Origin of the sequence: Prochlorococcus marinus str. MIT 0917, from assembly GCF_027359575.1 — a bacterium.
In the GTDB taxonomy this organism is placed as follows: Bacteria; Cyanobacteriota; Cyanobacteriia; order PCC-6307; family Cyanobiaceae; genus Prochlorococcus_B; species Prochlorococcus_B marinus_D.
Window position 1 is genome coordinate 614,471 of the sequence record NZ_CP114784.1, and the last position, 24,357, is coordinate 638,827.

General features: G+C 36.0%; 22 protein-coding genes. 12 read left to right on the top strand and 10 right to left on the bottom strand.

Features of this window, described 5'->3' with window-relative positions:
- Positions 1 to 159 precede the first annotated feature (159 nt).
- The 3 genes from zwf to O5637_RS03870 are packed head-to-tail and all read left to right on the top strand — an operon-like array spanning position 160 to position 4,399.
- Entirely contained in the window at positions 160 to 1,683 is a 1,524-nt protein-coding gene (zwf, locus tag O5637_RS03860; protein WP_269606273.1) for a glucose-6-phosphate dehydrogenase, read from the top strand.
- A gap of 38 nt (positions 1,684 to 1,721) precedes the next feature.
- Entirely contained in the window at positions 1,722 to 3,029 is a 1,308-nt protein-coding gene (locus O5637_RS03865) for a glucose-6-phosphate dehydrogenase assembly protein OpcA (protein ID WP_269606274.1), read from the top strand.
- A gap of 14 nt (positions 3,030 to 3,043) precedes the next feature.
- Complete coding sequence (locus tag O5637_RS03870; protein ID WP_269606277.1) at positions 3,044 to 4,399, top strand: cobyrinate a,c-diamide synthase; 1,356 nt, start codon at positions 3,044 to 3,046, stop codon at positions 4,397 to 4,399.
- 36 nt (positions 4,400 to 4,435) lie between these two features.
- Here O5637_RS03870 and O5637_RS03875 read toward each other — a convergent pair whose 3' ends face one another.
- Genes O5637_RS03875 through folD form a run of 4 tightly spaced genes read right to left on the bottom strand, consistent with a single transcriptional unit; the run spans position 4,436 to position 8,258 of the window.
- On the bottom strand, positions 4,436 to 5,896 hold the full coding sequence (locus O5637_RS03875; protein WP_269606279.1) for an ATP-dependent DNA helicase: 1,461 nt from the start codon (positions 5,894 to 5,896) through the stop codon (positions 4,436 to 4,438).
- Positions 5,893 to 6,408 (bottom strand): divergent PAP2 family protein, encoded by a 516-nt coding sequence (locus tag O5637_RS03880; protein ID WP_269606281.1) that lies wholly within the window; start codon positions 6,406 to 6,408, stop codon positions 5,893 to 5,895. The genes O5637_RS03875 and O5637_RS03880 overlap by 4 nt, the downstream gene beginning before the upstream one ends.
- Positions 6,405 to 7,304: a geranylgeranyl diphosphate synthase CrtE gene (crtE, locus tag O5637_RS03885; RefSeq protein WP_269606282.1), complete on the bottom strand. Its 900-nt coding sequence runs from the start codon at positions 7,302 to 7,304 to the stop codon at positions 6,405 to 6,407. The genes O5637_RS03880 and crtE overlap by 4 nt, the downstream gene beginning before the upstream one ends.
- A gap of 42 nt (positions 7,305 to 7,346) precedes the next feature.
- The gene (gene folD, locus O5637_RS03890; RefSeq protein ID WP_269606284.1) at positions 7,347 to 8,258 is read right to left on the bottom strand and encodes a bifunctional methylenetetrahydrofolate dehydrogenase/methenyltetrahydrofolate cyclohydrolase FolD; all 912 of its coding nucleotides are present in this window, start codon (positions 8,256 to 8,258) and stop codon (positions 7,347 to 7,349) included.
- A gap of 68 nt (positions 8,259 to 8,326) precedes the next feature.
- Here folD and O5637_RS03895 point away from each other — a divergent pair, with 68 nt between their 5' ends.
- The gene (locus O5637_RS03895) at positions 8,327 to 10,414 is read left to right on the top strand and encodes an HDIG domain-containing metalloprotein (RefSeq protein ID WP_420063727.1); all 2,088 of its coding nucleotides are present in this window, start codon (positions 8,327 to 8,329) and stop codon (positions 10,412 to 10,414) included.
- A gap of 34 nt (positions 10,415 to 10,448) precedes the next feature.
- Here the strand turns inward: O5637_RS03895 and O5637_RS03900 are convergent, their stop codons facing one another.
- From O5637_RS03900 to O5637_RS03910, 3 genes are all read right to left on the bottom strand, one after another.
- Positions 10,449 to 10,826 (bottom strand): hypothetical protein, encoded by a 378-nt coding sequence (locus tag O5637_RS03900; RefSeq protein WP_420063728.1) that lies wholly within the window; start codon positions 10,824 to 10,826, stop codon positions 10,449 to 10,451.
- Positions 10,827 to 10,893: 67 nt separating this feature from the next.
- On the bottom strand, positions 10,894 to 11,133 hold the full coding sequence (locus tag O5637_RS03905; protein WP_269606288.1) for a hypothetical protein: 240 nt from the start codon (positions 11,131 to 11,133) through the stop codon (positions 10,894 to 10,896).
- A 120-nt stretch (positions 11,134 to 11,253) separates the two neighbouring features.
- Entirely contained in the window at positions 11,254 to 12,873 is a 1,620-nt protein-coding gene (locus tag O5637_RS03910) for a 2-isopropylmalate synthase (protein WP_269606290.1), read from the bottom strand.
- Between the two features lie 323 nt (positions 12,874 to 13,196).
- Between O5637_RS03910 and O5637_RS03915 the strand changes: the two genes are divergently transcribed.
- The gene (locus O5637_RS03915) at positions 13,197 to 14,762 is read left to right on the top strand and encodes a glycoside hydrolase family 57 protein (RefSeq protein ID WP_269606903.1); all 1,566 of its coding nucleotides are present in this window, start codon (positions 13,197 to 13,199) and stop codon (positions 14,760 to 14,762) included.
- An 8-nt stretch (positions 14,763 to 14,770) separates the two neighbouring features.
- Here the strand turns inward: O5637_RS03915 and crtL are convergent, their stop codons facing one another.
- Together crtL and gyrA are read right to left on the bottom strand one after the other, a co-directional pair.
- Positions 14,771 to 16,003 carry a lycopene beta cyclase gene (crtL, locus tag O5637_RS03920; protein ID WP_269606291.1) on the bottom strand — a complete coding sequence of 411 codons (1,233 nt, stop codon included), beginning with the start codon at positions 16,001 to 16,003 and terminating at the stop codon, positions 14,771 to 14,773.
- Complete coding sequence (gene gyrA, locus O5637_RS03925; protein ID WP_269606293.1) at positions 16,000 to 18,618, bottom strand: DNA gyrase subunit A; 2,619 nt, start codon at positions 18,616 to 18,618, stop codon at positions 16,000 to 16,002. The genes crtL and gyrA overlap by 4 nt, the downstream gene beginning before the upstream one ends.
- A gap of 252 nt (positions 18,619 to 18,870) precedes the next feature.
- Here gyrA and O5637_RS03930 point away from each other — a divergent pair, with 252 nt between their 5' ends.
- The 4 genes from O5637_RS03930 to O5637_RS03945 all read left to right on the top strand — a co-directional run bounded on the left by O5637_RS03930 (position 18,871) and on the right by O5637_RS03945 (position 21,901).
- Positions 18,871 to 20,034 carry a GuaB3 family IMP dehydrogenase-related protein gene (locus O5637_RS03930; RefSeq protein WP_269606295.1) on the top strand — a complete coding sequence of 388 codons (1,164 nt, stop codon included), beginning with the start codon at positions 18,871 to 18,873 and terminating at the stop codon, positions 20,032 to 20,034.
- A gap of 217 nt (positions 20,035 to 20,251) precedes the next feature.
- A complete protein-coding gene (trxA, locus tag O5637_RS03935) occupies positions 20,252 to 20,575 on the top strand; it encodes a thioredoxin (protein WP_038653576.1) in 324 nt (107 codons plus the stop codon).
- Positions 20,576 to 20,634: 59 nt separating this feature from the next.
- Positions 20,635 to 21,264, top strand: a complete 630-nt coding sequence (gene hisH, locus O5637_RS03940; RefSeq protein ID WP_269606300.1) for an imidazole glycerol phosphate synthase subunit HisH — start codon at positions 20,635 to 20,637, stop codon at positions 21,262 to 21,264.
- A 1-nt stretch (position 21,265) separates the two neighbouring features.
- The gene (locus tag O5637_RS03945; protein ID WP_269606301.1) at positions 21,266 to 21,901 is read left to right on the top strand and encodes an RsmD family RNA methyltransferase; all 636 of its coding nucleotides are present in this window, start codon (positions 21,266 to 21,268) and stop codon (positions 21,899 to 21,901) included.
- Here O5637_RS03945 and petG read toward each other — a convergent pair.
- The gene (petG, locus tag O5637_RS03950) at positions 21,849 to 21,968 is read right to left on the bottom strand and encodes a cytochrome b6-f complex subunit V (RefSeq protein ID WP_011294783.1); all 120 of its coding nucleotides are present in this window, start codon (positions 21,966 to 21,968) and stop codon (positions 21,849 to 21,851) included. The two genes, O5637_RS03945 and petG, sit on opposite strands and share 53 nt — an antisense overlap.
- A 56-nt stretch (positions 21,969 to 22,024) precedes the next feature.
- Here petG and O5637_RS03955 point away from each other — a divergent pair, with 56 nt between their 5' ends.
- Genes O5637_RS03955 through O5637_RS03965 form a run of 3 tightly spaced genes read left to right on the top strand, consistent with a single transcriptional unit; the run spans position 22,025 to position 24,280 of the window.
- Positions 22,025 to 22,417: a c-type cytochrome gene (locus O5637_RS03955; protein WP_269606305.1), complete on the top strand. Its 393-nt coding sequence runs from the start codon at positions 22,025 to 22,027 to the stop codon at positions 22,415 to 22,417.
- Positions 22,417 to 23,154 carry an RNA methyltransferase gene (locus O5637_RS03960; RefSeq protein WP_269606307.1) on the top strand — a complete coding sequence of 246 codons (738 nt, stop codon included), beginning with the start codon at positions 22,417 to 22,419 and terminating at the stop codon, positions 23,152 to 23,154. Before O5637_RS03955 ends, O5637_RS03960 begins: the two co-directional genes overlap by 1 nt.
- A gap of 52 nt (positions 23,155 to 23,206) precedes the next feature.
- Entirely contained in the window at positions 23,207 to 24,280 is a 1,074-nt protein-coding gene (locus tag O5637_RS03965; protein WP_269606309.1) for a serine hydrolase, read from the top strand.
- Positions 24,281 to 24,357: the final 77 nt, after the last annotated feature.

Consider the following 24,357-nt stretch of genomic DNA (forward strand, 5'->3'; position numbering starts at 1 on the left):
AAGTCTGGAAAGCGATAATTATTAATTACTTTATAAATATTTTTTCTATATTTAATCAATCAATATCAATTTTGTTTTTTACATCCTCCCACAAATAGAGAGGAATGATTAGAAGCAACTTGGATAATATTTGTCATCTAATGGGGGAGGAATTTATCAATGAGCATGCCAGTAACAAACCCATTGAGAATAGGTCTTCGACAAGAGCGAGTAGTTCCTCCTCAATGTCTTGTTATTTTTGGAGCCTCAGGGGATCTAACACACAGGAAACTTATTCCTGCTTTATTTGAGCTCTTTAAACAAAGAAGATTACCAAGTGAGTTTGCCGTTTTAGGCTGCGCAAGAAGAGCGTGGACTGATGAGATATTTAAAGAGAAGATGGAAGAAGCTCTTTCTTCGCAAATAAAAGAAAGTCAAAAAGAATGGGAACTATTTTCTCAAAATCTTTTTTACGAGCCTGTAGATCTGCAACAACCAGATCACCTAGTAAAGCTTGGGGAAAGACTTGAAATAATTGATAAGTTAAGAGCAACTCATGGTCATCGAACTTTTTACCTTTCAGTATCTCCCAAATTCTATGGGAGTGGATGTAGAGCTCTAGCTGCCGCAGGATTATTGAAAGATCCCAAACGTAGCAGAGTTGTAATTGAAAAACCTTTTGGAAGAGACTTCAATAGCGCTCAGTCACTCAATTCTCTTGTTCAGGGTTGTGCGCAAGAAAGCCAAGTGTTTCGAATAGATCATTATTTAGGCAAAGAAACCGTTCAAAATATTCTTGTTCTCAGATTTGCAAATACGATTTTTGAACCAATTTGGAATAGAAATTATATATCTAGTGTTCAAATCACGAGTTCCGAAACAGTTGGAGTGGAAGATCGCGCAGGATATTACGAATCTGCAGGAGCTCTAAGAGATATGGTTCAAAACCATCTAACTCAAATGCTTGCTCTAACGGCAATGGAGCCACCTGGACATTTTGATCCAGAAGCTATAAGAAATGAAAAAGCCAAAGTTCTTCAAGCAGTCAAGCTTGCCAATGAAGAAAGACCTTGGGAATGTTGCGTTAGGGGACAGTACTCAAAGGGAGGTAATGATGAAGATCCACTCCTTGGATATAGAGAAGAACCAGGCGTTAATCCAAACAGCACAACCGAAACATATGTAGCTATGAAACTTTTCATAGACAATTGGAGATGGCAAGGAGTCCCTTTTTACGTTAGGACAGGGAAACGACTAGCCAAAAGACTTAGTGAGGTTGTTCTTACATTTAGAGAAGCTCCTGTTCACCTTTTTGATGCCGCAGGTGGATGCCCAACATCAAACCAATTAATTCTCAGAATTCAACCCAACGAAGGAGCTGAATTTAGTTTTGAGGTTAAATCACCAGGATCTGGGATGAGAAGTAGACCTGTAAATATGGAGTTTTCTTATGATGAATCCTTTGGAGAGCCCTCAGATGAAGGTTATGTAAGACTACTTGCTGATGCAATGCTTGGAGACCCAACATTATTTACTCGAAGCGATGAAGTAGAGGCTGCTTGGCGTTTATATACTCCTCTACTTGAGAAGATTGAGGATTCTCCCTGGGAATTACCTGTTTATCCATACGAATCAAGGACATGGGGGCCTACTGAATCAGACTTACTTATTGGAAAAGATCAGCTTCTATGGCGAAGGCCTTGAAAAAATTTAATCTAAATCTTTTATTCGAACCAAACTAAATGTCCCCTCAATTAACCCTACAAACGCCTCTTCAGCTCCCTCCAGCTGAAATCCCTACTTATCTTAATCAACTCTGGTCTCATGACGAACGAGGAGATAAAGGAGCTAATACTTTTTGCTTAATTGTTTGGCAACCAGCTTGGATTGAACAAAAACTAGTAAAAACTGGAAAAATATCTGGCCCAGTAGTAGGGAGTCAAAGGAATGATCTTATTGAAGCGGCAAGAGAAATTATTTTAAAAGGAGATCTTCCTAACAGTACATCACCACTAGATTTCAGAGTTCAAGCTTCAATTCAATCTGAAGAGTTGATTAAAAATGTAGAAGACCTTAGAGGGCAACACATTGACACCTCAATTAGTAATTTGCAACCTAGAAGATTAATAACCATTGCACCAACAATTGAAAAAGAAAATAATTTAGAAACTTTAGTAGCCGCATATTGTCCTCTTCCTGAAGAAGGGGGAGGCAAAACAGCTTGTGGCGATGTAATTGTTTTAAGAGGTAATAAAACCGCCATCAATGATGGACTTGAGATTGTTGAGACTCTTGTCCCTAATGAACTTCCCTCTTGGTTGTGGTGGAATGGAAGAATTGATGAGGCCCCTGAATTTCTTAATGCTCTAGCGCTGCCAAATCGGAGATTAATTATTGATACGGCACTAGGTGAACCAATGATCTGCTTAAATTTATTGCTTCAAAGAATTCAATCTGGACAAGCTGTTAATGATCTGAATTGGCTACGACTTAGAGGTTGGAGAGAAACCTTAGCAATGGTATTTGATCCACTTCAAAGAAGAAATGCTCTTGATAATTTACAAAAGATTGATATTGATATTGAGGGTTCTCAAACTGTTCAAGGTCTTCTACTCGCTTCATGGATTGCCGATCGACTCAACTGGAAAATTGCAAATTGCATCTTTTCAAAAAAAGATCAGCTTAAAGTTAATTTTCTTCGTCCTGACAAAACTCTTGTTGAAGTCAGTATCACTTCTCTACCACTGGGTAAGCCAAGTATAAATCCTGGTCAAATAGTTGGTTTAAGATTAATTGCAAAAGCCAAAAACAAACAAAGAAACGATCTTTGTGTCATTCTCGCATCAGAATCAGGGGAATGCATGAGATTAGAAGCTGGGGGCATGGCAAGAATGGAGCTTATTGAACAAGTCGTTCCTGTTCAAAAAAACTCTTTAGAAAATGATGTTGCTCGTTTACTTTCCAGCAGTAGAGGCAATACAAGTCCTTTACTCGCAAGTGCGACACCAATAGCAAAAGAAATGCTTGATTTAGTTAATCAAGCCAAATAAAACATATTCATTAGATGGCATGCGTAATCTCTGCTGTATCTAGTAACAGTGGAAAAACTCTTTTAAGTCTTCTTTTAATTTCTTGGTTAAAAAGTATAAATAAAACAGTTCAAACTTTTAAGGTAGGACCTGATTATTTAGACCCTCAACAACTCACTGCAGTTTCAAATAAAGCTTGCCGCAATCTTGATTTGATTCTGTCTGGCGAAAGTTGGGTTAAAGAAAATTTTAATCACTTCGGAGGATTAACTGATTTTTCGTTTGTTGAAGGGGTAATGGGATTATTCGATGGAATTGGCAGTAGTTCAAAAGGGAGTACTGCTGAATTAGCTAAGTTATTAAGGCTGCCAATAGTCCTTATTGTTGATGCTAGAGGGAAGGCGGCATCACTAGCAGCCTTAATAAAAGGATTTAGAGAACACGATAAAGAATTAAAAATTGCAGGAGTTGTTCTCAATAATGTTCAAACTCCTAGACATAAAAAAATATTATTGGAGGTTCTTGATCAAATCAATATAAAGGCATTGGGTTCTCTTCCTTACTGCAAAGAGTTATATCTTCCTTCAAGAGATTTAGGTTTAGCTCCAGCTCATGAAATTTTAGACTTAGAAATTAAAGTTAAAAATTGGGCTTCAATAGCCAAAGATTATCTAGATATAGAAAGTTTTAGAAAGCTTTTATTACCTCCAGAACCTAACAACAAAACAATTAACTCTTTCTCAAAGAAAAAATCAGAATTTATTCACCCAATTGCTATTGCTGATGATGATGCTTTCCATTTTAGGTATCAAGAAACAAAAGAATTACTAGAAAAAAACGGTATGCCTACAATTACTTGGAAACCTCTTGAAAACGAACAGATCCCCAAAGAAGCTAGAGGATTAATAATACCTGGTGGTTTTCCTGAGCAACATGCAAACCAATTGAGTAATTCAAAAATAAGCCTCAAGTCAATAAAAATGTTTTCAAAAAAGTTTCCTATATATGCTGAATGTGGAGGAATGATGCTTTTGGGTGAAAGTATATTTGATCTTGAAGGTAAAGAACATTCAATGGCTGGTGTATTACCCTTTAAGGCTAAGAAAGGTAATCTAAAAATTGGTTATAGAGAAGTAACAAGTAAAAATAAAAGTCCTATTAGCAATCCCGGTAATAAACTAATAGGACATGAATTTCATCGCTGGGAAATAATTAATGAAAGATATAATTCAGAAATAAATCCACTATGGGATATTAGAGGATGGAATATAGACACTAAAAATGAAGGTTTTTGTAATCATTTAATTCATGCAAGTTGGATACATCTACATTGGGCAAGTTCACCTCTTATTCTAGAAAACTGGAAAAGAAGTGTCATGAATTATTCCTAAGGCAAATCTGATTTTTTAAAATAAAACTTTTCCAAATTAGTCGATTAATAATTTCTCTAAAAGAGATTGATTCGTCTTGCTTGTATTATCACCAACAATCCATACTCCTTTGCTCGCTCTGCTTACAGCAACGTATACAAGCCGTCTTCTAAATTCAAGGTCTTTAGGCCAAAAGACATCAGATGTTATGAACACTTCTCCAAAAGTACTTCCTTGACTTCTGTGGATTGTAAGGACAGAAGCAGGTCCTAAATATGCAAATGAATCTCTGATAAAAAAGAAAAGTTTCCAAATCTTAGCACTATTTTTTTTTCCTCTATCTCTTGCCAAATTGCTTAATTTATTTAAAGAAAGATCTAAATCAATACGAGATTTAGACCCTATTTGAGGCATTAACCTCAAAGAAAATTCTTTTTTATCACATCTCACTTTAGCTATCTGAGTTTCAATAACAGGTAAAGGATTTTCAAAATCTTGATGGATTCCTAAAGAGGCCAATTCAAAACTATTTGGAATCACATCTTCTACCATCATCTCTCTATTGGAACTAATCAAAATATCTGGTTCTTCTCCAAGCTCATCCTCATTTAAGGAAGCATTGACCATTACTGCTTTACGGCTTATTAAAACCTCTCCAGGTAAAACCTGGTATTGATCTGCCATCTCACCATGTATAGCTCTTCTTGCATGAGGAACTAAATTATCAACGATTCGATTCGTATAGCACAAAATTCTTGCTCCATCGTGATCATCATCTAAAGAAGATAACCTCAATGCCGATTTGGCTTTTTCAAGCCAACTTGTTCTTTCTAATATTCCAACTTTACCTTTCTTAGAATTTATAACTGGCAATATTGGAGGCTGTTTACAAGGGATTTGACCGTCTCTAATTATTGTTGCCAATTTCAGAACAGGTCCTTGATGACGAACAACTTCCCTAAGTTCAGTTTTCACAGCTCTTTTCATTAAAAAAACTGAGCTAGAGCTTTCTCCCACTGGTGGTAGTTGCGCAGGATCACCAACAAAAACCAAGCGAGTCGAGTTGTATCTTGCGCATTCAAGAGTTATCTCCAATAATTTAGAATCAATCATTGATACTTCATCAATTAAAACAAGTCCTAAATTCTCCAAAGAGCTTTCGGTTTGATCTGTTTTTTCGCATATTTCTACTTCCGCTTTTCTTTTTAATTTCAGTCGAAGCAAACGATGAATTGTAGAGGGATACAGTGTGGGTTGAATAGATTCATTTCTTAATCCCTGCCTTAATACACCTACAGCTTTATGAGTTGGAGCAACTACGGTCCAACTCAAATCTAACTCATCGACCTTTTTTAATAATTTCATCGATAAATATGTTTTTCCGCTACCTGCAAAGCCTTCAACTAAGAAGGGTTTAAAGGAATATGGGGCCTTTAGCCATTCACAGAATAATTCAAGAGATTTTTTTTGATCCTTAGTTAAAACGACACAATCTTCTTTTGACTTTAGTTCTTTCACAAAGAAACTAATCCAATCATTTGCAAAATATGCAAAGGGGAACCAATAAAGAAAATACCTGGTAAAGACACAATTGGGCCAAGTAGACTTCCTACCAACACCTCGGCTTTTGTGTGACCCAAAGATTCTTTTAAAGTGGTTTCTAAAGATAATTCATTGGAATTATCTTTAGAAATTTGATTGACTTTTGCTGCTGTTAAGCCTGCCGATCTTCTTATGCCAGAAGCGTCATACATCACAATAAAAGCAATTGTTGAAGCCAAAGCAAATAAGGGATCATTAAAACCAAGCTGAAGTCCAACTCCTGCAGCGGTTCCTGTTACCAAAGCCGAATGACTTGAAGGCATACCTCCTGTTTCTATAAGTACTGACGGTCTCCACCTTTGCCTAAAAATTAATTCAAATAATAATTTAGAAAATTGAGCAAGTCCACATGCTGCTAGCCCCCAGGCCAATACAGCATTATCAAGAAAATCAATAAATGGTAATGCGAAATCTGGATTAAGATTCATCTATCTCTACTTGTAATGTAATCAGCCAAGGCAAGAAGAGGTTTTGACTTTACCGGCCAAGGATCTAGAGCATTTTTTGCTTTAGCGACTAAAAGATCTGCTCTCCTTCTTGATTCATCAAGACCAAGTAATTTTGGATAAGTAGTCTTATCAGCAATTAAATCCTTTCCTGCTGTTTTGCCCAATACTTCACTACTTGCTGTTACATCAAGAATGTCATCAATTATTTGAAATGCCAATCCAATACCTCTGGCATAAACACTTAATGCTTCCAGAAGATTTTCATCAGCTCCTCCAATCAATGCTCCGCAAGTCACACATGCCTTAAGCAGGGCTCCTGTTTTATGGAGGTGAATGTACTCCAAGGTTTCTAAATCAACTTCTTTCCCTTCACAATCGAGATCAACCACTTGTCCTCCAACTAGTCCAGGAGCTCCTGCAACTAAAGAAAGCTCACCAACTATTTTCAATAGTCTCTCTGACGGTATACCCTCTGTTCGAATTGACACCATCTCAAAAGCTCGAGTCAAAAGAGCGTCTCCAGCAAGAATGGCCACAGCATCTCCGTAGACTTTGTGATTGGTTGGACGCCCTCGACGAAGATCGTCATTATCCATTGAAGGTAGATCGTCATGGATAAGAGACATTGTATGAATCATTTCAAGAGCAACTGCTGTAGGCAATGCTTTTTCAACTTCGCCTCCTGCAAGTTCGCAGGCAGCTAGACATAGTATTGGTCTTAATCTCTTCCCTCCAGCCAAAAGGGAATAGCGCATAGATTCTCTTAATTTTTCTGGCTTTTCAGGGCCCAGAGACGCATCAAGCGCATCTTCAACGCGAGTTCTAGCTTTCTCTAGATACTCAGCGAAGTCAAAAGAAGCGATTGCTTCCTGCATGCAAAAAATCGATTCTTACCAATTCTCTCAGGACATTGTGATTCATGGAAGTAAATGACTAATAGTTAAAGGTAATCCACAATGTTTCTGCCACCTATCAACCGTATTTGCTAGAAGCATTGTTACTGTCATAGGCCCTACACCACCAGGTACAGGAGAATAAGCAGCTACTTTATCTTCAATTTCAAATATCTTTACATCTCCACAAAGTTTAGTCTTTTTGAGCTCTTGAATATTTTCTTGATCAGGCGGAAGTCTGTGAATTCCTACATCAATAACTACGCAATTCTCGCTGACATGATTTTCCCCAATCAAATATGGCTTGCCAGCAGCTACTACGAGTAAATCAGCATCCTTAGTCAAAGAAGGTAAATCTTTAGTTCTAGAATGAGCAACCGTGACAGTAGCATTTGCAGCTTCAAGCATTAAAGCCATTGGCTTGCCAACAAGAATGCTACGTCCAATAACTACTGCTCTTTTACCTTCAATTTTGATTTGATTTCGCTCAAGCAGAGACATAACACCAGCAGGAGTACATGATCGTGGGCCTTTCTCTCCCTTCATCAATCTTCCAAGGTTCAAAGGATGTAGACCATCAGCATCCTTATCAGGATCAATACTCCTCAGCAAGGAAGCCTCATCAAGGTGCGCAGGTAATGGAAGTTGCAATAAAATTCCATCAACATTCTCTTCTTCATTCAAACTTTTAATGATTTCTTTAAGTTCCTTCAATGAAATATCTTCTTTTAAATGCCTTGCAAAACTTCTGACACCTATTCGATCGCATGCTTTTTCCTTGTAATTGACATAAACTCCACTCGCAGGATCATTACCAACCCTAAGTACAGCAAGACCAGGAGGACGTTTCACAACTTCCAAACCAGATTCGATAGCCTGTTGAAGGATGAGTTCAATCTCCAGAGCAAGTTTTTTCCCATCTAAAATTTTTGGCATAAGTAAAATGAATGCAATTTCAATTAATCAACGCATAAAACCTAGCGTCAGGGTAGGTGAGAAAGTCTTTGGCTAAATTACCCAGTCCAAAAAAAATTTGGAGAATATGGTTAGGGAGTCAATCTCCCAGGCGGCCAATACTCCGCTGGTCAACCACTGACAAATTAGGTCTACTAATGGTATGCCTATTAGTAGCAATATTTTCAAGCTATAAGTTACTTGCTGTTCCCGATCTCAAACCAGGTGATATTTCTCAAGTAAATGTAATAGCACCTAGAGATGCAAAAGTAATAGACACTAAGGATTTAAAAGAAAAGAAACAAGGCTTAAAAGAAAGTTTTGTTCAAGTAGTAGACAAGAATCAATCAAACAATTTAGAAAATACTGTTTTTAAGAAAATAAATCTACTTAGCAACTTAAAGGATAATAATTTTGAGGAGGATTTAAAAGAAATTAATTTAACAAATTCAGAGAAAATTTGGCTAGTTAATATTTCTGATAATGAATGGGAGGAATGGAAAGAAGAGATAAAAAATGTTTCAAGAAAAATGCTTTCTCAAGGAATTATTAATACACTTGCACTTGATCAACTTAATGAAGCTTCTTCAATTCAATTAATAGATCTAGGTGAAAAAGATTCTCCAAATAGATCGTTAGGTGCAAAAATATTATCAAACAGTTTTTATCAAAAAAGTAATTTAAAAGTTGATAAATTCAAAACTAATCTATTACTTGAAAATTTGATTAATAAAGATTCTATAAAGACAATAAATGTTAAAGAAGGCAGTATAATAACAAAAAAAGGAGAGCCAATAAGTTCACAAGAGTTTGATATTCTAGAACATTTTAATAAAGTAAGCCGAAGTCCTAGGCCTTTAAAATGGTTAATGACTTTCTCCGAAGCCATGGGTAGTTGCGGATTACTTCTTATGATTATGAGAAGAGAAAAGCCCAGGCTTAAGGCTAGACATGGATTACTTTCCTTAACTTTATTATTTGTAGTTCAATTGACAAAAGATTGGCTTGGTCCGCTAGCAAGTCCTATGCAATTAATATTACCTCCCACACTACTTCTATCGCAAGGAATAGGTACAACAACATCATTAGCTTGGATGGCCACTGCTAGTCTAATGTGGCCATCATCTATTAATGAATTAAGTGAAGCTAGGCTAATAATTGCTTGTGTCGCTGGATCTTTTGTTGCATTTTTAGGTAGAAGGATGAGAAGCCGTGCACAAGTTCTTCAAATAGCTGTATTTATACCTTTTGGTGCATTATTAGGACAATGGTTTATTTTTAATCAACTAATTAAAGAGAAAAATATAGAATTAAATAATCTAACATTTAATCCTAATTCTATTTTCAATGAGACACTTATAATAAGTGCAATACTAATGGTAACTATATTAATTATTCCAATATTAGAAAATACATTTGGATTACTTACCAGAGCAAGATTAATGGAACTTGCTGATCAAGAACGTCCTTTACTTCGCCGTTTATCTAGAGAAGCACCAGGGACATTTGAGCATACTTTAACAATTTCAAGCCTCGCAGAGGAAGGAGCAAGAGTTATTGGAGCTGATGTTGACCTAATAAGAACCGGAGCTCTCTATCATGATATAGGGAAATTACATGCTCCCAATTGGTTTATTGAAAATCAGAAAGATGGAGTAAACCCACATGAAGAAATAAAAAACCCATATAAAAGTGCCGATATTCTTCAAGCACATGTAGATGAAGGACTGAAGCTTGCGAGGAGATATCGACTTCCATCTCCTATCGCTGATTTCATCCCAGAACATCAAGGAACATTAAAAATGGGATATTTTCTCCATAAAGCTCGAGAAAGTGATCCCTCTGCTTCTGAAAAACGTTTCAGATATAAAGGACCTATACCCCATTCAAAAGAGACTGGGATACTTATGCTTGCAGATGGTTGTGAAGCAGCTTTAAGGGCTCTTGACGCATCTTCCTCAGATAACGAAGCATGCAAAACTGTTAGAAAAATAATTCAATCTCGTCAGATAGACGGTCAATTAAAAGAAAGTAGTTTAACTAGAGCGGAAATAGAAATAATACTTAGGGCTTTTGTTTCTGTATGGAGGAGGATGCGACATAGAAGATTAAAATATCCAACCTATAATTCAAGGTAAAAGTTAAATGAAATTTGGGAAGATTCAAAATTATTTAAAGCCTTATTCGTCTATGACCTCTTCTACACCAATACAGTAAAGCTAATAAATTAAGCAAAGCTATCAGCAATGATAAACCACTTATCCCAAAAAGATCATTTACTTTAATTAATCTGATTATTCCATAAGGCAAAGTTCCAGAAAGAGACATAGATAAAGCAACTATTGATAAAATAACACCCCATACTCTCTGAGCAAATAGCCCTGCTGAAGCAACAATTCCAGTTACTGCCGCTGGCCATGCAAGACTTATTGCGAGAGTAATATTTGCAGTTTGAAGGGGCGGTCCTGATCCAACAACATAAGCAATAAAAGGAATCGCAAGTGTATTTGAGATCAAACCAAACCATGTAAGGGTCCAATAGCCGCGCATCCCTGAACCCATTTTTAAAAAATTATTCTCTTAAATAGAATCATATAAATGATATTAATAAATTATTTTATGCAAGAGAAGGTTGCAAACAATTAGATGGATAACAAACAGTTCTCCAAGTTCCATTCCCTGCAAGCACTTGTACACCAATACCTCTATTTTTAATAGCGCAACTCAACCCTTGACCATCGCACCATGTTTTTGCTGCTTTCAGAGCTGCATCAATATTTTCATATGGAGCATCTAGAACATGGTGGGGAGATCCATCAAGTCCTGTAAGTCGATAGAGATTTTTTTTTAAAGCCATTTATGTGCGCTTATCGAATCGTCACAACATATATTAATCTTTCATTAAGTGATTTAGTACGATTTTTCAAAAAAAATTTACGGAACGCTTTTAAAGAAATATTAAAGAAAAAAAATATCATCAAACCCCTTTCTTATCTACCTGAGCCAAATCATGTTGTGGATGAATCGATTTCCTTCCTTGAGCATCTACTAATCTATTAAGCGCATTTATATATGCTTGCGCCGCTGCAACAACAACATCGGTATCAGCAGAATGACCAGAGAAAAGGTTTCCATCTCTTCTTATTCGAATAGTAACTTCTCCTAAAGCATCTATTCCCTCTGTAACTGACTTTACAGAGAATTCAACCAATTCATTTGGTTCTTCAGTTAAAGAATCCAAAGCTCGAACAACTGCATCAACAGGACCGGTCCCAAGAGAGACTGCTGTTTTTTCCTCTCCCTCTTCCCCAACAACAGTTACTGTTGCAGTAGGCATCAGAGATGTTCCACAACTTACTTGTACCAATTTCAATTGGAACAAAGCTTCTGGCAGTTGGACTTGCTCACTAACAATTGCCTCTAGATCTCGATCTGTTATCTCTTTTTTCCTATCGGCTAAGTCTTTAAATCTAGCGAAAGCATCATTAAGATCTTCTCTATTCAAATCATATCCTAGGTCCTCTAACCTAGCTCTAACAGCACTCCTACCACTAAGTTTTCCTAAAGTAATTTTATTGTCTGACAACCCAACTGTTTTTGCATCGATAATTTCATACGTAAGCCTATTCTTCAATACTCCATCTTGATGTATTCCAGATTCATGGGCAAAAGCGTTTGCTCCAACAATTGCTTTGTTAGGCTGTACAACCATCCCAGTCAAATTGGAAACCAAACGAGAGGACTTGGTTATCTCCTCTGTTCTAACTGCTGTTAGAGGAGTAGGAGATTCAGGAGCCCTGCCGAAAAACGGATTAAAATATGATCTTCTTACATGAAGAGCCATAATCAATTCTTCTAAAGCAGCATTACCTGCTCTCTCTCCTATTCCGTTAATAGTGCATTCAAGTTGTCTAGCTCCATTCTTGACAGCCTCAAGGAAGTTTGCGACAGCAAGTCCTAAATCATTGTGACCATGAACGGAGAGAACTGCTTCATTGATATTTGGAACATTTTTATTAATATTTAATATTAAATCTCCAAATTCAGATGGAGTTGTATAACCAACTGTATCTGGAATATTTATAGTATTAGCACCTGAAGATATGGCTAATTCGATTACTTCATACAGAAAATCTAAATCACTTCTTGCAGCATCTTCACAAGAAAATTCAACATCATCAACAAAACTTTTAGCATATCCAACCATATCTGGAACGATATCAAGAACTTCTTTTCTAGATTTCCTTAATTTATGTTCAAGATGAATATCACTGGTTGCAATGAAAGTATGAATCCTTTTTCTTGGAGCTGGAGCAATAGCATCAGCACAAGCTTTTATATCAGGTTTTGAGGCTCTTGATAGTCCGCAAATTATAGGTCCTTCCTCTCCTCCTACATTCTCAGCTATTTTCTGAACTGCAGCGAAATCACCAGGGCTAGCGAAAGGGAATCCTGCCTCAATAACATCAACGCCTAATCTTGCTAATTGTTGTGCTATGGCTAACTTTTCCTCTAAATTAAGACTCGCCCCAGGGGATTGCTCTCCATCCCTTAAAGTGGTATCGAAAATTAAAACTCGGCCCGGATCTTTGGCCATAACATGGATTATATAAAAATAAATAGACCTTTAAGATCTAAATGAATCTATTTAATTGTAGTATGTTTCTAATAAATTACTAGAAAAAATATTAAGTTTCTAGTAATTTAATTTATCTTTTTATATATTTCTTTCTCTAAAATAGTAAAAATTTAAGGTTTAATATCAAATTCAAATAAAAAAGCTCTAATTAATAAGTAAAAATTAATTATTTTTTAGTATCTATTTTGACTAGATTTATATTAGAACTTAAAGTTTATCTTTTCTAGAGCAGCTAAAGAGTATAAGTGTCGAAGGTCTATTCAAAAAATCTGGGAGTTTTAATGACTAAAGGCAATCTCGCCATAGTCCTGCATGCCCATCTGCCTTACGTGAGATCAGAAGAACCCGGCTCCTTAGAGGAGGATTGGTTCTTTCAAGCTCTAGTGGAATGTTATTTGCCACTTTTAGAAACACTTGAGGAGGCCTCTACTGCAAAAGATCAAACACCTAAAATCACAATAGGTTTATCTCCTACTTTGCTTTCGCTTTTGGAGGATCAAGTATTAAAAAATCGCTTTGAAGAATGGGTATCAATAAGATTAGAACTTCTAAATAAATTAGAGACAAACTGCACAGCAGCAGCCCTAGATCTTAAAGGTCACTTAAAACGTCAATTAAAAAGCTGGAAGAGCTGCAAAGGTGATCTAATAGGAAGATTTAAAAAGCTACAAACATTAGAAATAATTGATATTCTTACATGTGCAGCTACTCATGGATATCTGCCTCTTTTGAGAGAAAACCCTGAGGCAGTAAGAGCTCAATTGAAAACTGCAGTAAGAGAGCACCAGCGCCTTTTTACAAACGCCCCATTGGGTATTTGGTTGCCTGAATGTGCCTATTACGAGGGCTTAGATGATTTAATGTCTGAATCAGGACTTAGGTATGCCGTCCTAGATGGACATGGCTTATTAAATGCAGATCCAAGACCAAGATATGGTTTATATGCTCCTATATGCACAAGAAGAGGAGTAGCTTTTTTTGGTAGAGATAGTGAATCAACTCTTCCAGTTTGGTCAGCAAGGGATGGATATCCAGGGAATCCAAACTACAGAGAATTTCATAGAGACCTAGGCTGGGATTTATCAATAGAAAACCTAAAAAAGATAGGGATTAAGGAAAAAAGGCCATTAGGAATAAAATTATTTAAGATTTCATCTCAAAATACATCTTTAGAAGACAAACAAGAATATGACCCACAAGCAGCAAAAGAAAGTGTTGAAAAAGATGCAGAGAGTTATTTAAAGGACAGAAAAAAACAACTTATAAAACTTGAAAAATCAATGAAAATAGAACCATTGTTAATAGCACCTTTTGATGCAGAACTTTTTGGTCATTGGTGGTTTGAAGGTCCTAAATTTCTATCACATTTATTTATCAAAGCTAAAAGGGAAGGTGTTAAATTAATCACTTTAAAAGATGCTCTTCAATTAACGCCCCAAATCCAATTATGCAATCCTTCTCCATCTAGTTGGGGACAAGGTGGTTTTCATAATTATTGGTTAGACAAATCAAATGCTTGGATTGTTCATGAATGGAGTAAAGCCGGAAGAGAAATGGTCAGTATTTGTTCAGGAGGTTTAATAGAAGAATCAAATATAAAGATAATCAAACAAGCTGGAAGAGAACTTTTACTGTCTCAATCTTCAGATTGGAGTTTCATTTTAAAAGCCGAAACGACTACGGAGCTTGCAAGAGAAAGAATAAACTTGCATCTAAAAAGATTTTGGATATTGATAAATGCAATTAAAGACAATAAAAATATAACTGAAAAAATTATAGATGAAATTGAAAAAGAGGATTGTATATTTCCTCTGATCTCTCCCATAGATTGGAAAAAGAAAATCTAATTTTTTTCTTACTTTTTTATTAAAAAACCAATCATTCCGAATCTAACTTTCAATGGAGCAATAGAAAATAACTTGAGCATAACAATAAAAAGCCTCGGCAAAGGAAGAGTGTTAGTTAAATATCCATACCAATCTTTTTTGGGTAATTTAAAAAAAGTATCAAAAAAAGATCTTAACAGGGATTCCTCAAACGTCATTAGTCTTTGAAGACCAAACTGATAAAGACGATGTCTTTGAATCAATTCAGTTGGCCAAAGGGTTTTCCATCCTATTCTTGCTATTTTAGAAGTAGGCATGAGGGGATCTTTTTTCATTATTTTTGCTATCTCCTTTGCTAATGAGGGGGCTCTCCTTAAAAGGCTGCCAACCATGTATCCAGATGCAGGGTGAACCATGCTTGCAGACCCTCCAAAGGCCAAAAGAGGTTGATCTCTATAAGGCAATGGCAAATTCATTGGGAAAAGGCAATGTTCTTCGTGCATAACTTCCTCAATTTGAATACCTTTGTTAGTTAGTCGTGAATTTAATCTTGCTTTTAATGATTCAAATGAAACTGGCGGTGCACATGCCAAAGATGTTTCTTCTACAAAATAACTACCGTCTCCCAGGTCCATAGCGTAAAGAAAAGAAGGTGGCTCTTCCAGTTCATTGGCATTTAAATGGTCTGGTCTAAAATCCATTAAAACGAAGCGATCCTTATCCACAGGAGCAGAACTAAATTTCCCAACCACCCCATAGGCTGCCTGCTTAGCTATTTGATCATGCTTAGGCCTTTTAACAAAAGAGGTTTTGTGACCGCTTGCATCAATAACGAGCCTAGCGAAATATTTTTTCCCGGAGGTGCAAATAACAACCGTTTCTCTCTCACTAAAATCAATATTTTTGACAGTTTCTACCTGCCAAGCGAGTCCATTACATCTCTCAAGAAGAGCCTCCTGAAAATTAATTGAATTAAAGAGACCGTAATCAAGATAATGATTTGTACAACTGTTACCCTTATTACTTAATCCATCTCCAAAGAAACTAACAGTATCTTTCCATCTATATTTTAATAATTCATCCATATTTAAAGACTCAAGTTCAGATGCCCAGATTCCATAAGTGTTTGGCCAAGGCTCTAAAGGAGATTTAGAAGCTATTGCCTGAACATTAAGTCCTTGTTCAACCAACTCAGCAGTGATGCAAAGAGCAGCTGGTCCTGCTCCCATAACTAATACATCAGCAAAGTTATTCAATTTCAATTTTTTGAAGTTGGATCAGTATTTATTGATTCCATACTTGTGGACAATTCTTTTTCTTCATCTTCATTAATTTGTTCTGGAGGAACTAAAACGACCTCAGACAACTTATCCCCATTATCAAGTTTCTGAATTCTTACCCCCGTTGCAGCTCTAGACTGTTGAGAGATCTTATCCGCACTAGTTCTGACAATTACTCCCCTTTCACTAACTAATAATAATTCTTCTCCTTTGCCTAGAACTCTTAAACCTACAAGTTCATCTCCGTCTTTTCTGAATTTTATTGCTCTTAAGCCCATTCCTGCTCTTTTTTGCAAGCGAAATTGTGTCACAGGAACTCTTTTACCTAGACCGCTTCCAGAGGCAACAAGTACCCAAGGCCCTTCAGATTCTGATGATTCATCCTGTAGTTCTTCGTCTTCACTTTTATCAACATGATCAGCCAACTCAGTAGATAAAACATCCATACTTACAAGAGAATCACCAGACTTAAGATTCATTGACTTCACCCCTCTTGCTGATCTACCTAAAGGGCGTAATTCAGAATCATTTAATCTAAAATGAATTGTCATTCCATTCTTGGAACCAATCAAAACACTATCTCCAGACTCAGCCAATCGAACCCAAGTTAAAGCATCACCATCCTCTAAACCTATTGCAATTAATCCATTTGCTCTAATCTTACTGAAAGCTGAAAGAGGTGTTCTTTTAATATATCCCCCCCTAGTAAGCATCAATAAATAGTTTTCATCATCAAAAGTACTAACAGAAAGCAATGAAGTTATAGCTTCTTCCCGCGGAATTGGAAGCAATTGAACAATAGGAGTACCTTTCGCAGTTCTACTGCATTGAGGAACTCTGTAAGCAGGAAGAGCATACGCAACGCCTCTATCACTAAAAAGCAGGAGACTGTCATGGTCATTACAACTAATAAATTTTTTCACTTCTTCCTCTCCTTGGCTTCTCGTTCCTGCTTTACCTCTAGTTCCTCGACTTGTTGCTTCAAATTCACTAACAGGCATCCTCTTTAGGTATCCTGTCTCTGTCAACAAAACGACTGATCTTTCATTAGCAATTAAATCAATATCTTCAAGGCCTCCTCCAAGATCAAGAATTTCTGTTCTTCTTGGAGTATTATATTTTTCTTTTATTTCATTTAGTTCTATTTTTGTTATTTCAAATACCCTTTCTTTCGTATTTAAAATATCTTTTAAATCTATTATTTTTCTAACTAAATCCTCATGTTCAAGTCTTATCTTATCAGCCTCTAAAGCAGTCAGTCTTCTTAACTGCATCTGCAAAATAGCGTCAGATTGAATATCTGTTAAGCCATGAAGTTCTTGTAATTTACGTTTAGCAGTAGCGGAGTCAGATGCGGACCTGATAAGGCTAATTATGTCATCTAGCTGATCTAAAGCTAATAATAATCCTAATAATATATGGTCTCTACTCTCTGCCTTCTTTAAGAGATATTTAGTTCTTTTTTCAATGGTTTCTACTCTAAAATCTAAAAATACTTGCAACATTTTTTTAAGTGACAATATAACAGGCTCACCATTAACTAATGCAAGCATATTTGCACTAAAATTAGTCTGTAAAGGAGTAAGTTTAAATAAATTATTTAAAACAACTTGAGGATATGAATCTCTTCTTAATTCAACTACTATTCTCATACCATCTCTATCACTTTCATCTCTTATATCTGCAATACCTTCAAGTTTTTTATCGTTAACCATATCGGCGATTCGTTCTATTAATCCTGCTTTATTTGTTTGATAAGGAAGTTCAGTGATTATTACAGCATCTCTATCTGGTCTTCCTGGATTTTCAATGGTTTCTATTTCAGCAACTCCACGCATTGTTATTGAGCCTCTTCCAGAAAGGTATGTTTCTTTAATTCCACTTCTGCCAAGTATCTGGCCCCCAGTAGGAAAATCTGGGCCTTTAATTAAATTCATCAATTCTATTTCATCTAACTCAGGATTAGAAATTAACGCCATCAATCCATCAATCAGTTCGACCAAATTATGGGGAGGTATGTTGGTTGCCATACCTACAGCTATGCCAGACGAACCATTTAGTAGCAATTGAGGAATTCTTGCCGGCAAGACTGTTGGCTCTTGTACTGATCCATCAAAATTATCGGCAAAATCAACTGTTTCAGATTCAATATCTTCAAGCAAGCTATCAGTGGTTAAAGATTGCAATCTGGATTCTGTATATCTCATCGCAGCAGGAGGATCATTATCAACAGATCCAAAATTCCCATGCCCATCAATTAGAGGCATCTGCATAGAGAAATCTTGCGCCATTCTGACCAAAGCGTCATAAACGGCAGTATCACCATGAGGATGGAATTTGCCTAAAACCTCTCCAACTACACGTGCACATTTTCTGTATGGCCTATCACTAGTTAGACCAAGTTCATACATCGCATAAAGAATCCTACGATGAACGGGCTTAAGTCCATCTCTCGAATCAGGTAAAGCTCTTCCAACAATCACACTCATCGCGTATTCCAAATAGGAACGCGACATTTCATTTCTTAAGTCAGTCTGAATGATCCGATCGTCGGATTCCCCGGGACCAGTACTATTAGGTCCCAATGGATCAGCCATATATAAGGGTTTTACCAATTATAAGAACATCTCAGCATTAATAAACCTTTTAGAGTGAATAACCATATATCTGAAAGTAAATCACCTCTGACAAAATCAACAATTACAAAAACATAGTAAAAATTCTCTCTAAATAATCACAAATCATCGAATTAATAAGAAAAACAAGCAAAATCTTGATTATCTATTCCCAACATTTGCTCAATTTGGCACTTCAGTTGGTAGTTTGACGAGAACTTACAAAATTTAGGTGTGAATATTCAACTAGGACGCACCAAAACTGTTAGAAGAGCTTACGGGATTGATGAAATTGCATTAGTTCCCGGAGGAAGAACAGTTGACCCTGAAATCACAAAAACCAATTGGGAAATCGGAGGAATTGAAAGAGATATTCCCATAATCGCAAGTGCGATGGATGGCGTTGTAGATGTAAACATGGCTGTCGCCCTGTCAGAATTAGGAGCCCTAGGTGTTTTAAATCTAGAAGGAGTCCAAACCAGATATGAAGATCCAGAAGAAGTCCTAAGCAAAATCCAATCAATTGGGAAAGAGGAATTTGTTCCTCTTATGCAAGAAATTTATAAGAAACCTATAAAAGAAGAATTAATTTTAAAAAGAATTCAAGAAATCAAAAAAAGTGGAGGTATTGCGGCTGTAAGTGGAACCCCATTAGCTGCGATTAGATATAGAGATTTAATCAAAGGCTCAGGTGCAGACTTGTTTTTTCTTCAGGCAACTGTAGTTTCAACAGAACATCTGGGCAAAGAGGGCAGTCAAAATCTTGACCTTTATGATCTTTGCAAAAACATTGGAATACCAGTTGCTGTGGGTAATTGCGTAACTTATGAAGTTTCTTTAAAACTAATGAGAGCAGGAGCTGCAGCAGTAATGGTTGGTATTGGGCCTGGAGCTGCATGCACCTCAAGAGGAGTATTAGGTGTTGGCATCCCTCAAGCAACTGCTATCTCTGATTGCGCTGCAGCAAGGGATTATTTTCAAAAAGAAAGTGGGAAATATGTTCCGATTATTGCTGATGGTGGAATTATCACTGGTGGTGATATTTGCAAATGCATAGCTTGTGGTGCCGACTCAGTTATGATTGGTTCCCCAATTGCAAGATCTCAGGAAGCACCTGGTAAAGGTTTTCATTGGGGCATGGCTACTCCAAGTCCTGTTCTTCCTAGAGGGACCAGGATTAAGGTTGGGACAACAGGTAGTTTAAAAAGTATTCTTTGTGGACCTGCAATTCTTGATGATGGAACACACAATTTACTAGGAGCAATAAAAACCTCAATGGGGACTCTAGGAGCGACGAACATAAAGGAAATGCAACAAGTTGAGGTAGTTATCGCACCCTCTTTGTTAACAGAAGGAAAGGTTTACCAAAAAGCACAACAGCTTGGGATGGGAAAATAAAAGCTACCGAAAGATTTCATAATTAAATACAATGGTTAGAATTGAGTAGTGAGAGCCTTTGCTCTCACACTCCTCACACAAAAAATACCCGACTTGTTCGGGTTTTTCTTATTAAAAAGGACGCAAATCAATATTCAAACTTCGTTTAAAAATGGCAGCAAAAGTTTTTATAGGCAAAATACAATTGTTATGATCTAGTTCTTAAGACTTCTAAGGTATGTCCACAGCTTCTGCAGTAACTGATTCCTCTTTCGAACAAGAAGTCCTCCAGAGCGATGTTCCTGTTTTGGTTGATTTTTGGGCACCTTGGTGCGGACCTTGCCGAATGGTTGCTCCAATTGTTGAAGAAATCTCAAAAGATTTCGAAGGCAAAATAAAAGTTTTCAAATTGAACACTGATGAGAACCCTAATGTTGCTAGTCAGTATGGAATTAGAAGCATACCAACTTTGATGATCTTTAAGGGAGGTCAAAAAGTAGATACTGTTGTCGGAGCAGTTCCTAAAGCCACCCTTTCTGGAACAATCTCTAAACATCTCTAATATCGATTAAAGAACTTAGTCTTTTAGGTCCTTATATAAATGATTCAAAGGTAAATCTATTGGCAAAAATTGGATTAATAGATTATGGAATGGGTAATCTTTTTTCCGTTCAACAAGCATTTAAAAGGTTGAATCAACCTTTAGATATTATTCGTGATATCAAAGCACTCAACTCTTGTGATGCTTTAATTCTTCCTGGGGTTGGTGCTTTTGATCCAGCAATGAAGAATTTAAAAAAGACTGAACTAGTACCTTTAATAATTGAGTGGGTAAATAATGGTAAACCGCTAATTGGAATTTGTTTAGGATTACAGCTATTATTCGAGACTAGTGATGAGGGTTCCTCAGAGGGCTTAGGAATTTTCAAAGGTCATATTCGGAGATTACCTCAAGAAAAAAATGAGAGGATTCCGCACATTGGTTGGTCTCCGATAAACAAAATAAATGATTGTCCTATTATAGAAAATCATCCTGATTCAAATTGGATGTATTTCGTCCATTCTTACTCAGCTTGTCCTTTAGAACCAAAACAAACCGTAGCCACAACAAAATTTGGTAAAACTGATTTCTCATCTATGGTCTGGCATAAAAACACTGGTGCATGTCAGTTTCATCCCGAAAAATCAGGAGTTGCAGGACAAAAACTTATTTTTAATTGGATTAATTGGTTGAAAAAAAATAAATTTTAGTTTGAAAGGGAAACTTAAACTAATTTCTGGGAAAAGGATAGAAAGTCCTTCATCCCAAAAGACAAGGCCAACCTCCTCAAGAGTAAGAGAGGCACTAATAAATATTCTTGGGAACAAACTTATAGGCACAAGTTGGCTAGATCTTTGCAGTGGAAGTGGAGTAATGGCATGTGAGGTTCTTCAACAAGGAGTAAAAAGAGTTCTTGCGATTGAAAAGCAGAGGGAAACGGCAAAAATATGCAAAAAAAACCTTATTGATGTATCAAATACTATTAACAGCTCAATCCATATTGAAGTCATATGCACTGAATTGATCTCATTCCTCAAAAAGGGTCCAAAAAACAAGAAAATTGATTTTGTTAAAGATTGCCTAATTCCTGAACAAAAATTTGATTATGTTTTTCTTGACCCTCCTTACGAATCTGGATTATATGAACTTTCTCAAGAACTTTTATTGTCTAAACAATGGATTAAGGAATCAACTACTTTGATATGTGAATGCTCGTCAAAAACTATGCCAAGAATACATAATGGGTGGAAATTAAATAAAGAGAAATTTTATGGAAACACCTCTCTTCTTTTTCTTATTCCCAATCAGGCATTGAACTGCTTCGACGATACTGATTCCATGCACTAACAAAAAGGCCTAATAATGTTATGGGAACTAGTCCAAGAACAATCCCACATAGCAGAGGCTCAATCATTGGCTCGCATACTTCATGATTACTAGTAACAATTCTTTCATGTCAAAGAGGTTTTAGTGAATACTCCGTCATCAAAAGCATTAATTAATCAGGAGCAAAAGATTAGCTCTTGGCGAATATTTTTATTATCGATAGTCACTATTGCCTTCCTTATTCTTTTCTGGAGAATTGGTGACTTTAAAGAAGATCCTTTCATAAATGAAACATTATCTATTCAAGGTGAAGCTTTATCAGGAAGCAAATTATTCAAAATCAATTGTGTCGGTTGCCATGGGATATCAGCTCAAGGTTTTGTAGGACCCGATCTCCATGAAGTGACTCAAGAAATGAGTGATAAAAAGATTATTAATCAAGTTATTCGAGGATTGACTCCACCAATGCCAAGTTTTGAAATCGAACCTCAATCAATGGCAGATCTATTGGCGTATATGCATTCACTCAATAAATAGTGGCTATAAAAAAAGATCTCAAAGTAGTACTTGTTGAACCCGCAGGACCAATCAATGTTGGGAGTGTGGCAAGACTCTGCGAAAACTTTAGTGTTCATGAATTAAGACTAGTTTCTCCTAAATGTGATTATTTAGCTAAAGAATCGAAAAAGATGTCTGTCAAAGGATTGAAGATATTAGAAACAGCAAAAGTCTATAAGGATCTAAATTCAGCGCTTTCAGATTGCTCAAGAATTATTGCCACTTGCGGAAGAAAAGAACATGGAGAAATACCACTTAATTCAAATAAAGATGCCTTGAGCTGGGCTCTTAAATCAGAAAGAGAAGAGACAATAGCTTTTGTATTCGGAAGAGAAGACCGGGGTTTATCTAACGAAGAGCTTCTAAAAGCAAATAAAGTAATTAGCCTTAGTACAAGTGAGGATTATCCGTCATTAAATCTTTCACATGCAGTAGCAATTGTTCTCCATCAATTCAATCAACTTAATAAGCTTGATTTATTAGGGCCCCATACAAAAACAAGTTGTCCTGCGAATTTAATAAAATTAGAAGATTGTATTAATGATGCAGGTAGCTTTTTACTTGATATTGGTTTCTTGATGAAACATACATATAAAGCCAAAATGACGAAAATCAAGCAATTACTTTTAAGAGGTGAGATAAAAGATGATGAAGTTGCACTAATTAGAGGAATAATTAGCCAAGCAAGATGGAAAATTAAAAATAAAAATGATTAATTAAAATAAAAAGCTAGAATAAATAGCAAAGGTTTATATTCTTTCATTGAAAGTGAAAAGTTACCTCAAAGTAATAACGAACATATTTTTATCAAGCATAGGCTTATCAGTTTTAATTGGTAGTTTGCTAAGAATTGTTGGTCCAATTAATCAACACCATACAATAAATAGAAAAATTAATATATCTGCTAAATCACGAAGGTTAGCTAAAAAAGAATTTAAAGCTAGGAAAACAAACTTTATATCATTTTACAATAAAAAATTAGAAAAGTTTGAAAGACTTGAAAAATTAATTAATAAATGGGAAAATCTTATAAATAAAAATCCAGATCTAAATGTTAGTGCTTTTTTCTTATCATTAGATGAGCAAGTCTATGCAGAAATAAAATCTGAAATAAAGCTATCTGCAGCAAGCAGTATCAAGGTTCCTATTCTAATTATTTTACTTACAATGCTAGATAGAGAGGAGATATTTTGGAATGAAAAGTTAATACTTTCAAAAGATACAATCGGTAGCGGTTCTGGCTGGATGTCATACCAAGAGATTGGTGACCGTTTCCCTATTTACGAAGTGGCCACGGAAATGATTAGAGTGAGTGATAACACAGCAACTAATTTACTAATAAAACGAATAGGTGGAATCAATATAGTTAATCAAAAATTCAAAGAAATTGGATTAAACAACACACAAATAAATAACTATCTTCCTGATCTAGATGGAACAAATCTAACGTCAACTAAGGATCTATCTTTAGCCATGTCACTTGTAGATAATGGATCTCTACTTAATGTTAGTTCTAGGGATATTTTCAGAGACATAATGAGCAAATCAAAAACAAATACATTAATACCCTCGGGAATTTTAAGAGGTCTTGGTAAAGAATCTAAAGATACAGACTATCGCCTTTCATTAAAAGGTTATTTAGTTCACAACAAAACTGGTGATATTGGAATCTCATACTCAGATACTGCTTTAATTCAAACTCCCCATAACTCAAAGGCATTTGCAAGTTTTATAGTGAAAGGTCCATTTAACGATCCAAGATCACCTGAGTTGATAAGAAATTTATCGGCAGAATTGGTTCCTTTTCTAGTACCAGATCAAAAATCAAGTAAACAAAATTAGATTTTTTTCTGGTTTAAATAAACTTTTGCTTTTCATTATCATTTTTTTTTGACCTTAATCAATTTAAAGTGGCCTGC

What these genes read in the sequence shown, in the direction of transcription:
- O5637_RS03910 (WP_269606290.1), bottom strand. Translation starts at nt 12,873, where the DNA reads ATGGCCAAAGATCCGGGCCGAGTTTTAATTTTCGATACCACTTTAAGG.
- O5637_RS03915 (WP_269606903.1), top strand. Translation starts at nt 13,197, where the DNA reads ATGACTAAAGGCAATCTCGCCATAGTCCTGCATGCCCATCTGCCTTAC.
- crtE (WP_269606282.1), bottom strand. Translation starts at nt 7,304, where the DNA reads ATGCAGGAAGCAATCGCTTCTTTTGACTTCGCTGAGTATCTAGAGAAA.
- O5637_RS03870 (WP_269606277.1), top strand. Translation starts at nt 3,044, where the DNA reads ATGGCATGCGTAATCTCTGCTGTATCTAGTAACAGTGGAAAAACTCTT.
- O5637_RS03865 (WP_269606274.1), top strand. Translation starts at nt 1,722, where the DNA reads ATGTCCCCTCAATTAACCCTACAAACGCCTCTTCAGCTCCCTCCAGCT.
- gyrA (WP_269606293.1), bottom strand. Translation starts at nt 18,618, where the DNA reads ATGGCTGATCCATTGGGACCTAATAGTACTGGTCCCGGGGAATCCGAC.
- trxA (WP_038653576.1), top strand. Translation starts at nt 20,252, where the DNA reads ATGTCCACAGCTTCTGCAGTAACTGATTCCTCTTTCGAACAAGAAGTC.
- petG (WP_011294783.1), bottom strand. Translation starts at nt 21,968, where the DNA reads ATGATTGAGCCTCTGCTATGTGGGATTGTTCTTGGACTAGTTCCCATA.
- O5637_RS03880 (WP_269606281.1), bottom strand. Translation starts at nt 6,408, where the DNA reads ATGAATCTTAATCCAGATTTCGCATTACCATTTATTGATTTTCTTGAT.
- folD (WP_269606284.1), bottom strand. Translation starts at nt 8,258, where the DNA reads ATGCCAAAAATTTTAGATGGGAAAAAACTTGCTCTGGAGATTGAACTC.
- zwf (WP_269606273.1), top strand. Translation starts at nt 160, where the DNA reads ATGAGCATGCCAGTAACAAACCCATTGAGAATAGGTCTTCGACAAGAG.
- O5637_RS03900 (WP_420063728.1), bottom strand. Translation starts at nt 10,826, where the DNA reads ATGCGCGGCTATTGGACCCTTACATGGTTTGGTTTGATCTCAAATACA.
- O5637_RS03905 (WP_269606288.1), bottom strand. Translation starts at nt 11,133, where the DNA reads ATGGCTTTAAAAAAAAATCTCTATCGACTTACAGGACTTGATGGATCT.